The sequence below is a fragment of the Segatella copri genome (assembly GCF_019127135.1).
Taxonomy (GTDB): Bacteria; Bacteroidota; Bacteroidia; order Bacteroidales; family Bacteroidaceae; genus Prevotella.
Genome location: NZ_JAHOEA010000039.1, coordinates 22,459 through 34,492, shown reverse-complemented (window position 1 = coordinate 34,492; position 12,034 = coordinate 22,459). Strand labels below are relative to the sequence as shown.

General features: G+C 43.8%; 11 protein-coding genes. 2 read left to right on the top strand and 9 right to left on the bottom strand.

Features of this window, described 5'->3' with window-relative positions; translation table 11 throughout:
* Nucleotides 1-286: 286 nt before the first annotated feature.
* The 5 genes from KSW37_RS10720 to rpsF form a co-directional block, all read right to left on the bottom strand.
* Nucleotides 287-2,479 carry an alpha-amylase family glycosyl hydrolase gene (locus KSW37_RS10720; RefSeq protein WP_217314306.1) on the bottom strand — a complete coding sequence of 731 codons (2,193 nt, stop codon included), beginning with the start codon at nucleotides 2,477-2,479 and terminating at the stop codon, nucleotides 287-289.
* 89 nt (nucleotides 2,480-2,568) lie between these two features.
* On the bottom strand, nucleotides 2,569-3,456 hold the full coding sequence (gene fabD, locus KSW37_RS10715) for an ACP S-malonyltransferase (RefSeq protein ID WP_022121906.1): 888 nt from the start codon (nucleotides 3,454-3,456) through the stop codon (nucleotides 2,569-2,571).
* 282 nt (nucleotides 3,457-3,738) lie between these two features.
* Nucleotides 3,739-4,269, bottom strand: a complete 531-nt coding sequence (rplI, locus tag KSW37_RS10710) for a 50S ribosomal protein L9 (RefSeq protein ID WP_006847400.1) — start codon at nucleotides 4,267-4,269, stop codon at nucleotides 3,739-3,741.
* Between the two features lie 20 nt (nucleotides 4,270-4,289).
* Complete coding sequence (gene rpsR, locus KSW37_RS10705; RefSeq protein WP_006847399.1) at nucleotides 4,290-4,559, bottom strand: 30S ribosomal protein S18; 270 nt, start codon at nucleotides 4,557-4,559, stop codon at nucleotides 4,290-4,292.
* Between the two features lie 2 nt (nucleotides 4,560-4,561).
* Complete coding sequence (rpsF, locus tag KSW37_RS10700) at nucleotides 4,562-4,906, bottom strand: 30S ribosomal protein S6 (RefSeq protein ID WP_006847398.1); 345 nt, start codon at nucleotides 4,904-4,906, stop codon at nucleotides 4,562-4,564.
* 190 nt (nucleotides 4,907-5,096) lie between these two features.
* Here rpsF and KSW37_RS10695 point away from each other — a divergent pair, with 190 nt between their 5' ends.
* Nucleotides 5,097-5,294, top strand: coding sequence for a hypothetical protein (locus tag KSW37_RS10695; protein WP_217314305.1), 198 nt, complete (start codon nucleotides 5,097-5,099; stop codon nucleotides 5,292-5,294).
* 61 nt (nucleotides 5,295-5,355) lie between these two features.
* Here KSW37_RS10695 and rprY read toward each other — a convergent pair whose 3' ends face one another.
* The 3 genes from rprY to KSW37_RS10680 form a co-directional block, all read right to left on the bottom strand.
* On the bottom strand, nucleotides 5,356-6,054 hold the full coding sequence (gene rprY / locus KSW37_RS10690) for a response regulator transcription factor RprY (RefSeq protein ID WP_217314304.1): 699 nt from the start codon (nucleotides 6,052-6,054) through the stop codon (nucleotides 5,356-5,358).
* Between the two features lie 59 nt (nucleotides 6,055-6,113).
* Nucleotides 6,114-7,607: a sensor histidine kinase gene (locus KSW37_RS10685; protein WP_217314303.1), complete on the bottom strand. Its 1,494-nt coding sequence runs from the start codon at nucleotides 7,605-7,607 to the stop codon at nucleotides 6,114-6,116.
* Between the two features lie 237 nt (nucleotides 7,608-7,844).
* Complete coding sequence (locus tag KSW37_RS10680; protein ID WP_217314302.1) at nucleotides 7,845-10,007, bottom strand: elongation factor G; 2,163 nt, start codon at nucleotides 10,005-10,007, stop codon at nucleotides 7,845-7,847.
* 227 nt (nucleotides 10,008-10,234) lie between these two features.
* Between KSW37_RS10680 and hemW the strand changes: the two genes are divergently transcribed.
* On the top strand, nucleotides 10,235-11,371 hold the full coding sequence (gene hemW / locus KSW37_RS10675; protein ID WP_217314301.1) for a radical SAM family heme chaperone HemW: 1,137 nt from the start codon (nucleotides 10,235-10,237) through the stop codon (nucleotides 11,369-11,371).
* A gap of 30 nt (nucleotides 11,372-11,401) precedes the next feature.
* On the opposite strand, the gene KSW37_RS10670 is transcribed toward hemW, so the two are convergent.
* On the bottom strand, nucleotides 11,402-11,764 hold the full coding sequence (locus KSW37_RS10670) for a hypothetical protein (RefSeq protein ID WP_217314300.1): 363 nt from the start codon (nucleotides 11,762-11,764) through the stop codon (nucleotides 11,402-11,404).
* Nucleotides 11,765-12,034 lie beyond the last annotated feature (270 nt).

Here is a 12,034-nt window from a genome sequence, read left to right as displayed (position 1 = left end):
TAGTCATACTTTTAGTTGACTACCTTAATAGATGGCCAGATTTTATGATACTTCTATTGAATTTATGATACTTCTATGATACTTTTTGTAAAATAAACAGAAAAGTCTCATTTTTATAAACAATTATATATCAATAATATACATCGGTTTTAGCCACAAATAATGAGACTTTGAGACTTTTTTCGAGAAAAAACTTTTATGTACACGAAAGAAAAGGAAAGAAGAAGGTAGGAATTATAAAAGAAAAAAGCAGCAATGGCTACTACTCCATTGCTGCTTATTTTATTTACTGAACAATCTTGAAGCGGATACGCAAAGAATGCGCATGCTCATCCCAATTGGTACCAAGCAATACAAACTTGCCAATCTGGGCTGTAGAACGGACATGCTTGCCGATACATGGACAAACATCATAATCACCGATACGAACCAGACGCAAGGTCTCGCTCGCATCATCCGGCAGACGGTCTAACTTGACATTAGCCGGAATGTGGTCACGATCCACAAACTCGTAAGTAACAGGCATATCAAGCTCTATCAGACGATTCATTTCCGTCTCAATCGCCTTTTCCTCCTGACGGGTAGGCTTATGATCGACTAAGAAAGTCATCTTACTCTTCTTGCGCTCAATATGTGCATTCTTGCTGCGATCGCAGCCAAACAGGCGAACCATCAGCTGGTTGAGCAAATGCTCTGCCGTATGAGCAGGAGGGAACTCCTCCTTATGATGCTCATTCAATATGATATCACTTTCCTCCATCTTGACATTGAATTTATAGATTCTTACTCCGTTAGCATCCATTGATATCGGGAATACGCCATCCTTCTTCAACTCAACCTTCTTCTTACCACCCGAGAACAGTTCTGTTACAACCACCTCCTCTTCAGCAATATGGAAGAAATCGAAAGCATGACCAGGGATGCAAACCTGCAACTGGCGCGCCTCCTGAGCAAAATTGAGCACTATCAGCATGACTTCATCATCCTTCTTGCGAAGGAAGGCGAAATTGGTACGGGGATCGAAATTCTCAGAACCCGGATTCACATACATCAAATCGAAGGTCTCACCCTCGCGGATGGCTTTCTCTTCATTGGCGAAACGAAGAAGCTGGCGATAAGTGGCTGCCAGATATTTCTGCTCCTGACTCAATGCCAAGTCAGATGAATCCTGATAGGCATGCGCTAGAGTTTCCGGACTCCAATAGTCGAATATCGTGGTACGGCCATCCGTGCCGCTGAATCCTTCCTTATCCATTCCCTTCTCGCCGAATTCCTGACCGCTGTAAAGCATGAAAGGATTCTTCTGGAAGAAGAGACTCATGGCTGCAGCAGGAATCGCCTTCATGGCTGAGCCACAGAAGAAATCGCTGGCGATACGCTGCTCATCATGATTCTCAAGGAAATAGAGCATGCGGTCGCGGATATCATCCACTACCTGCCACTCGTGAGTGATACTGGCTGCCGGACGCTCACCACGAACCACGCCACGCAGGCAATCATACATTCCTACTTTGTCATAAAGATAATCGAAACCAGCCTTTACATAGTTGCGGTACTGGTTAGGATCATAAACCTCGCCGATAACCACGATGTGAGGATACTTCGCCTTCAATATTCCTGTAGCGTATGACCAGAATGCCGTTGGCACCATTTCTGCCATATCACAGCGGAAACCATCAACACCCTTGCTTGCCCAGAAGAGGAGGATATCTGTCATCTTGCCCCATGTGTTTGGCACTGGTTCATAATGATAGCTTCTGCCTCCAGCATCACAGTAATCTACACCGTAATTGAGTTTCACGGTCTCATACCAGTCGTTACAGCCAGGATGGTTATCAAACCGGTCGTTTCCTGTAGCTCTGGCTGGGCTCTCGGTATAAGGTTCATAAATCTTGGCATCTTTCGCAGAAAAAGCCTTGAACTCTGGTTTGGACTGACGGATTTCATTCAAATCCAAATCGCCCCATGCATAATAGAAATTATTCCTGGTAGAGAAGTGCATGTTCGGATCATCATCTTCTCCCAAATCCCGTACACCTGTTGGTTTGCAAATGGAATGATACTCTCGGGCTACATGGTTCGGAACGAAATCCATGATTACTTTCATACCTGCCTTGTGAGTACGCTCTATCAGCTGCTCCCACTCTTTCATTCTCATACTGACATTCACAGCCAAGTCTGGATCGATGTCATAGTAGTCGGTAATAGCATATGGCGAACCTGCTTTTCCCTTCACTACCTCTGCATGCTGAGTAGGAATTCCATAAGAAGAGTAGTTTGTCTGAGTGGCATGACGAATCACACCCGTATACCAAATATGTGTAAATCCCATATCGTGGATGCGTGCCAGAACTTCATCTGAGAAATTATTCAGCTTTCCGCAACCATTCTCTTCGATGGTACCATTTTCCTTACAGGTTGTATTCTGATTTCCGAAGAGTCGTGGGAGAACCTGGTATATAATAACTTTTTCCTTCATTTAGCGGCTTTACTAAAAAAATGAAACGTTTTACCTTTCCAACAACGCCTTTGCTGAAAAGATAAAACGTTGAATAGTGTTATTGTTGATTAAGCAATACCGTGAGCGGCAACATTCTTGTCGATGCGGCCAATCATGCCCTGCAATGCCTTGCCAGGACCACACTCTGTGAAGTCATCAGCACCATCAGCAATCATAGCCTGTACAGATGAAGTCCAACGTACAGAGCTTGTAAGCTGTGCGATGAGGTTCTGCTGAATCTCAGCTGGATCAGTATGAGGCTTACCGTCTACATTCTGGTAAACCGGGCACTTAGGAGCTGAGAATGTAGTCTTCTCGATAGCAGCCTGAAGTTCATCCTTAGCTGGCTGCATCAATGGAGAGTGGAAAGCACCACCAACCTTCAAAGGCAATGCACGCTTAGCACCGGCAGCCTTCAGCTTCTCGCAAGCTGCATTGATAGCATCCACGTTACCAGAGATAACGAGCTGACCAGGGCAGTTGTAGTTAGCTGCAACTACCACGTTGCCTTCTGTGCTTACCTCAGCACAGATTTCCTCAACCTTCTCATCTGGCAAACCGATGATGGCAGCCATGGTACCAGGGTTAGCCTCGCAAGCCTTCTGCATAGCGTTGGCACGGGCAGCAACAAGTTTCAAGCCATCCTCGAAAGCCATAGCACCGGCAGCAACCAATGCAGAGAACTCACCGAGAGAGTGACCAGCAACCATAGCTGGCTTGAACTCCTCACCCAGGCAAAGAGCAGAGATAACAGAATGGAGGAATACAGCAGGCTGGGTAACCTTAGTTTCCTTCAACTGATCGTCGGTACCGGCGAACATGATATCAGTAATCTTGAAACCGAGAATCTCGTCGGCCTTATCGAAAAGTTCTTTTGCCAATGCGTTGTTATCGTAGAGGTCCTTACCCATACCTACGAACTGAGAACCCTGTCCAGGGAAAACAAATGCTTTCATTTTATCCTTATATTTTTTAGTTTATAAATAATATTCTGTAATAAATATGAATTCTCTGAATTCGACTGCAAAGGTACAATAAAATTCTGAGAATCAGCAGAGAATATTAAAAAATAAAGTTATATATTCTAAATTACGACAAGAATGGTAAAAACTTTCCATTCTGAATGCGGAACAGGCATAAAAAAAATCCCTAATGCCTTTCGGCAAAAGGGATCTTTATATTAATTTGCTTTACAGTGCGAAAATTATCGTACTTCGTACAAATTGATTGAGCGAGGATTACTCAGCTGCTGGAGCCTCTTCCTCAGCTGCAGCCTCAGCAGGTGCCTCAACTGGAGCCTCCTCAGCAGCAGGAGCTGCAACAGGAGCGTTCTCAGCAACAACGTTAACTGGAACCTTAACCTCAACCTCCTTGTGGTAGTGTACAGTAGCCTCGTACTCACCAACCTTCTTAGCATCCTTCATAGTGATAATCTTGCGATCAACCTCGATGCCCTTCTTAGCGAGTTCCTCAGCAACAGTTGCAGCGTTAACTGAGCCATAGAGCTGACCAGTAGCGCTCACCTTAGCAGCGATAGTAAGAACGATGCCCTCGAGAGCCTCGCCCTTCTTAACAGCCTCAGCCTTGATAGCCTCAAGCTTGTGAGCCTGCTGCTTCAAATCCTCAGCCAACTGCTTCTTAGCAGATGGAGATGCGATAACAGCCTTACCTGTAGGGATAAGGAAGTTACGACCATAACCACTCTTTACATTTACGATATCGTTCTTATATCCAAGACCGATAATATCTTGCTTCAAAATAATTTCCATTCTTCTTTATCCTCCTTAAATTACTTCATCAAATCGGTTACGTAAGGAAGCAAAGCGATCTGGCGAGCACGCTTTACAGCCTGTGCTACACGGCGCTGATACTTCAAAGATGTACCTGTGATACGACGTGGAAGGATTTTACCCTGCTCGTTCAAGAACTTCTTCAAGAACTCTGGATCCTTGTAGTCGATGTACTTAATACCGCTCTTCTTGAAACGGCAATACTTCTTCTTCTTTGTGTCGATAGAAGGAGCAGTCAAATAACGGATTTCTGATTTCTGATCTGCCATGATTAAGCCTCCTCTTTTTTACCAAGCTTTGCACGACGCTTCTCTGCGTAAGCGGCAGCATACTTGTCAAGTTTAACAGTCATGTAACGAATTACTTTCTCGTCGCGGCGATAAGCTGTTTCGAGCTTAGCGATAACAGTTGGCTCAGCCTTGAACTCAACCAAGCTGTAGAAGCCTGATGTCTTCTTCTCGATGTTGTAAGCCAACTTCTTCAAACCCCAAGCCTCTTTGTTCAGAATCTCAGCACCATTATCGGTGAGTACCTTCTCGAACTTAGCGACCGTTTCCTTCATCTGTTCATCAGACAAAACGGGAGTCAAAATGAAAACGGTTTCGTATTGATTCATACTACTTTAAATAATTAAATATTAATATAAAAATTCTCATGCAAAACCGGAAAATGTGTGCGGAAACACAGCCTTTTCACGAATTGCGGTGCAAAATTACGACTTTTTCTTGAATTAACCAAATATTTTTTGTACTTTTGCACAAAATAATTGTTAATAGTATAAAAACGACCTTTAAATTGTAAAGAATATGGCAAAAATGAATAAGAAACTGATTACTCTGCTCCATACCCTACCATCTATGGGCATGGCTTTCATCGTTTTAGGCGTCCTGCTGATGGTTGCCAGTTTTGCGTTTTCTATCAAGGGGAACAGCGTACTCTTCGCAGGTCTCTTTTTCATCCTGGCAGGAATAGCAGGATTTGTATATTCATTAAAAAAAGGATAAGCCGGTCACCGACTTATCCTTTTTTATATCTTTGAGATTTTTTTCCCTGTTACTGAAATACTTAATCCTCGTTAGGAACAATGAGTTTGTATCCCTTACCATGGATATTGATGATTTCAATCTGTGGATCATCCTTCAGATGCTTGCGGAGTTTGGTAATGTAAACATCCATTGAGCGTGCATTGAAGTAGTTGTCATCAATCCAGATGGTCTTCAGAGCAAAATCACGCTGCAGAATCTCATTAGAGTGAGCGCAGAGCAAAGCAAGAAGTTCATTCTCCTTGGTGGTAAGTTTAGTCTGCTTGTCACCAATGGTAAGAAGCTGCTTCTGTGTATCGAAAGTAAAGTCACCGATGTGATACATGGTAGACTCCTTGCTCTTCTTGCCACGTACGCGGCGGAGAATAGCCTCTACACGGAACACCAGCTCTTCCATAGAGAATGGCTTGGTGATATAATCATCAGCACCAATCTTGAAACCTTCCAGGATATCTTCCTTCAATGTCTTGGCTGTAAGGAAGATGATAGGGAGGTCGGCATTAGTCTGGCGAATTTCCTGTGCCAATGTGAAGCCGTCCTTCTTTGGCATCATCACGTCGAGTACTGCAATATCAAATTTGTTCTTATTAAATTCTTTATAACCTGCCTCACCATCAGGGCACAAAATTGTGGTAAATCCCTTTGCCTGCAAATATTCGCGAAGCAACATACCCAAATTCTCATCATCCTCGCAAAGCAAGATTTTAATGTTCTCTTCCATACCTTTATTCTTTTAAATTATTAATATTCCATTTATTCTTTATTCTGTTTCTTCAAGTCTCAACTATGAATCACCGGCAGTTTGATGGTAAAGGTTGTACCCTTGCCCAATTCGCTGTCTACCTTGATTTCACCATCATGAAGATCTACAATCTTCTTGACATAAGCCAGTCCCAGTCCGAATCCTTTCACATCATGAACATTACCTGTATGTACACGATAGAACTTGTCGAATATCTTCTTCAGGTTTTCCTTCTTCATGCCCAGACCTGTATCCGTAATCGAGAGATACAGATGCTCTTCATCATTCCAGGTCTTCATCGTGATGTTAAGCGGCTCGTCCGGCTTCCGGTATTTCACAGCATTGTCCATCAGATTGAAGATGACATTCTGGAAATGCACCTCGTCAACATAGAGTCCTGAATCGATGGCTTCAATATCGGTATAGACCTTTCCGCCAGTATGCTCAACACGGAGCGAGAATGAATTGGCAATATTCTCAACCATCTCGTTCAGATCGAGTTCCTTCTTCTTGAACACCGCCTTCTTGCGGTCGAACATACTCATCTGCAATACCTTTTCAACCAGGAACCGCAGGCGTTTCGACTCGTCATTGATCACGTTGCCCAGATGTTTCTGCATCTGTTCACTCTTTGCTACCGAGGTATCATTGAGCATCTGCGCTGCCAGACTGATACTGGCAATCGGCGTCTTCAGCTCGTGAGTCATGTTATTGATGAAGTCGTTCTTGATTTCCGTATACCTCTTTTGTCTGAAGATGACCACGATGGTAAAGATGAATGTAATCAGAAGTACCAGCGTAAAGATGACGCTAGGAATCATGAAACGTACACTCGAGAAGATATAGCTGTTCATATCCGGGAAATGAACCCTTACTACCCCCATCTTCGACTGCGGGTCGTTGCGGAAGAGTACTTGCGAATAACTATATTCCTCGCCTTCATCCGTATAGTCAGGACAGCGGTAAACCTCTCTTCCATCCTGCGTGGTCACGGTGAAATGATAAGGTATATTGATACCATTGTTCATCATCTCTGCCTTGAGGTCCTGATCCAGCTGTTTGAAGTTGATTCTCTCCTTGAGCGGTTTGTCTGATGCTGAATAAAGGATAGAGTATACCACCTCATCCAGCAACGCTTTCTGATAGACATAACGATTCTTCACGATTTCCTGAAGCGACTTCTGTGTTTCTGTCAGCGAATTCTTATCGCTACGCAGTATCATCGCCTTCGGCATATTGCCCGGATGAGTAGCATTGGTTTTCAGCTCGAAAGTTGAATATACCGCTGTTCTCTTGTTTTTATCCTTATTAGCCTTACGTTCCGTCTCGTTGACATTCTTTTCGAGATAGCGCAAAGTTTCATTAAGCTCCAAATTTCTTGAAGCTTGATACAGGGCTCTGTTGACTGACTCGTCAAACTGTTCCTTCTTCATGTTTACCATCTCCTGGATGTAACTGAGCTGCAAAAACAGCAGCGCAAGGAACGAAAAGCCCATGATAATGGCTATGGTCCAAATCGTTTTCTTCTTCATGGGGGCAAAGATAAGAAAATTCTTAATCGGTTAACTTAAAACCGTTAATTATTTATTGGCTTTTTCTAGCTTTTAACATTTTTATATGTTTTTAGTTTCACATACAAAACTAAGTCTTTCTGTTTCTATAAAAAAAAGAGGGGAAGTACACATATCACATGCACACTTCCCCATATTGGTCATATCAACATAAAATTTTAATTTATATAAGAGAGATTTTTCTCTAACCTAATGATGCTATTCAGCATCCTTCTCCAGTTCAGCCTCATGATCTGCAATCAGCTTGCTCTGAATGTCGGAAGGAACCAACTCATAGCTGGCAAACTTGGTTGTGAACGAAGCACGTCCACCAGTCAGCGAACTGAGAGAGATAGAATAGCTGGCAAGTTCCTTCAAAGGAATCTTGGCACTCAACTTCTGGTAACCGGCCTCGCTGTCCATACCCATGATGAGGGCACGGCGTCCTTGGAGATCACTCATCACATCACCCATGAAATCGGCAGGCACATAAACCTCCAAATCATAGATAGGCTCCAGAATCTTTGGACCAGCCTGTTTGAAGGCATCACTGAAAGCATGGCGGGCAGCAAGCATGAACGAAAGTTCATTACTATCTACTGGGTGCATCTTGCCATCATAAACGATGACGCGCACATCACGGGCATAACTGCCTGTCAACGGACCATGTTCCATACAGTCCATAACACCCTTCAGAATAGCTGGCATGAAACGGGCATCAATGGCACCACCAACCACAGAGTTGAGGAACACCAGTTTGCCACCCCATGGCAAGCTAACCTCTTCGCGGCTCTTGATATTCATCTTGAATTCCTGACCATTGAAGGTGAATGATGTAGGATCAGGCATACCTTCAGCGTATGGTTCAACAATGAGATGAACTTCACCAAACTGACCAGAGCCACCACTCTGTTTCTTATGACGGTAGTCGGCACGAGCCTTCTTGGTAATAGTCTCACGATATGGAATACGTGGCTCTTCGAAAGTCACATTGAGTTTCTCGTTGTTTTCCAGACGCCACTTCAGCGTGCGGAGATGGAACTCACCCTGACCTCTTACGATTACCTGGCGCAATTCCTTGTTCTGGTCTACAATCCATGTTGGATCTTCCTGGCGCATCTTCAAGAGTGCAGCCATCAGTTTTTCAGTTTCCTGGACATTGGCAGCCTTGATAGCGCGTGAATACTTAGGATTAGGATATTTGATGAAGTCGAAACGCCACTCAGCACCCTTACCGTTAAGCGTATTACCGGTTTTTACATCCTTCATCTTCACGGTACAGCCGATATCGCCGGCATTCAGTTGCTCTACAGGCACACGGTTGGCACCTGCGCAGGCATAAATCTGTCCGATACGCTCCTTGGAGCCACGGTCTGCATTGGTCAGGTCGTCACCATTCTTAATAGAGCCGCTCATCACTTTGAAGTAGCTTACCTCGCCGATATGAGGCTCCATACCAGTCTTGAAGAAGTAAACACTCTCAGGACCATTACAGTCTGGCGTAATCTCCTCACCACGTGTATTATGCAACTTCGGCATCTCGCTTACAAAAGGAACTACATTGCCCAGGAACTCCATCAGGCGGTGAACACCCATCGACTTACCTGCACAGACGCAGAACACAGGGAAGATGCTACGGGTAACCAATCCCTTGCGGATACCCTCGCGAAGTTCATCTTCAGTCAGGCTCTCGCTTTCGAAGAATTTCTCCATCAGTCCCTCATCGTTCTCGGCAGCAGCCTCAACGAGAGCTGTATGAAGTTCCATAGCTTTTTCCATTTCCTCTTCAGGAATATCTTCTATAATAGGAGCACCACCCTCTGGCTTCCAAGAATATTTTTTCATCAATAAGACGTCAATGAGAGCATTGAAGCCAGGACCGGTCTCGATAGGATATTGTATCTGCACACACTTAGAACCATAAATGTCCTTCATGGTGGCTATGATATTATCAAAGTCGCACTTGTCTGAGTCGAGCTGGTTTACCAGGAAGATGACAGGTTTGCCCAACTTCTCGGTATAACGGAAGTTGTTCTGTGTACCAACCTCTGGACCATACTGACCATTGATAAGGATAACTGCCTGATCGGTAACATTGAGAGATGTAATGGCACCTCCCACGAAATCATCGCTACCTGGGCAATCTATAATGTTAAGCTTCTTGTTGTTCCACTCTACATGAAAAACAGTAGGGAACACAGAGTAGCCGTATTCCAACTCAACTGGGAAGTAGTCGCTCACCGTATTTTTCGCTTCTACAGAGCCTTTACGCTTGATAACGCCTGCTTCAAATAACATACTCTCGGCAAGTGTAGTCTTGCCGCTACCCGCACTGCCCAACAGCGCAATGTTTTTAATCTCATTTGTCTGATAAACTCTCATGACGCTTATAGATTTTTAAGGGTTATACTTAAATTTGCTAGTTGCAATCCACAGTCAAACCACCGGTTCTTCTGTTTCATGCTACTAAATTACAAAAAAATCGCACATTACCAAAAGTTTTGGGCAAAAAACTTCTGTTTTTTAAAACATATTAGTACTTTTGCACTTTGTTTAGACATGTTTTTGTCTTTACACCTTATTATATATAGAAAAAGAAGTACAGAACTATGGCAGGACTATACATACATATCCCCTTTTGTGAAAGCCGGTGTATCTACTGCGGTTTTTACAGTACCACCTCCCTCAAGTTGAGGGACGACTACGTTGATGCTCTCTGTCGGGAGATGCAGATGCGCCCGTCAAAAGCCGCACTCGGAAACGATGAGCCCATCGAAACCATCTATCTAGGTGGTGGCACTCCAAGTCAGCTCAAAGGTTCCCATCTCAACCAGATCTTCTCTGCTATCAGAAAGAACTATACGCTGACAGAGAATATAGAGATTACGATGGAATGTAATCCCGACGATGTAACCGGTGATTTCTGTGAGACGCTGAAGCAACTCCCCGTCAACAGAATCAGCATGGGAGCGCAGACCTTCAGCAATGAGCGCTTACGCTTTCTGCATCGCCGTCATAACGCCAGAGAGGTAGATGAAGCCATCACCCGGCTCCGCAACATCGGCATCCGCAATATCAGTATTGACCTGATGTTCGGATTCCCCGAAGAATCTCTGTCCCAATGGGTGAGCGACATCCGGCACGCCATACAACTGGATGTGGAACATATCTCAGCTTACAGTCTGATGTACGAAGAGAGAACCCCACTCTACCGTCTGCTGGAACAGGAGAAAATCAGAGAGATAGATGAAGAAACAAGTCGCAGAATGTACGAGACTCTGATTGATCTGCTCACCGGGGCAGGCTACGAGCATTATGAAATCAGCAATTTTGCCCGTCCGGGGTTCCGTTCACGCCACAACAGCAGTTACTGGCATGAAGTGCCATATATCGGAATAGGAGCTGCAGCCCACTCCTACAACAGGAAACAGCGCAGTTGGAACATCGAGAATATCCAGACCTATATCCGAAGCATCTGCGAAGGCATTCTACCTTCAGAGAGCGAGCAACTCGACATCACCACCCGCTACAATGACCTGATAACAACCGCCTTGCGCACAAGCGACGGAATAGACTTGATGAAGATGGAGCAGGAATTCGGAAAAGAACTGGCAGACAGACTTCTGCAGGAAGCCCAGCCACATATCAGCCGGAGACTGATGAAAATAAAGGATGGAAGACTCTCCCTCACCCGTGAAGGTCTTTACATATCAGATGATGTGATGAGTGATTTCATGATTGTATAATGGCCCCAACAAATAAAAGAGCCTTGGAATCTAATTCCAAGGCTCTAATTTCTTTAAACCGTTTTTCTTGTATACTTCGTAATAATAAGCTTTGATGCTCTTTACTACCTGTATGGTAGATTTCTTTTTCTGCAACATCGGCTTCACCAACTGCAATACAGCGAAACAAACTACCACAATCAGCAGTACAACTGCCCATGAGAGAATCTCACTCTGAATATTCAGAACTGGCTGAAGGCCAATACCTAAAGCCACTGGCAGTATGAAACAGACCCAATCAATCGGGCTGTCAAGCTTGGTCGAGTCTATATATTCATCGCGTAACGCTTTTGGAGCATTCAAGATTAATTTTTTCTGGTTCTTATTCCAGTATTCTTCAAATTCTTTTTCCATGCAATCCATTTACTGTTTTGTCTTAAAAACTAGACGGTTAAAACTTCAATACTTATACTTTTTATACTTTTCGGCTACAAAGGTAAGAATAAATATTCATTTCTCCAAATTTGCTACATACATCTTTGTATATTTAACGTATATTAATTTTCACAAGTTCCAACTGCCGAAGCAGTTCTACCATTTTTTCCTTCTTATCCCGATTTCAACTTTCTCATTATATTCACTTTACGAGAGCCGGTTAACATATAGACAAGAAAAGGCAATACC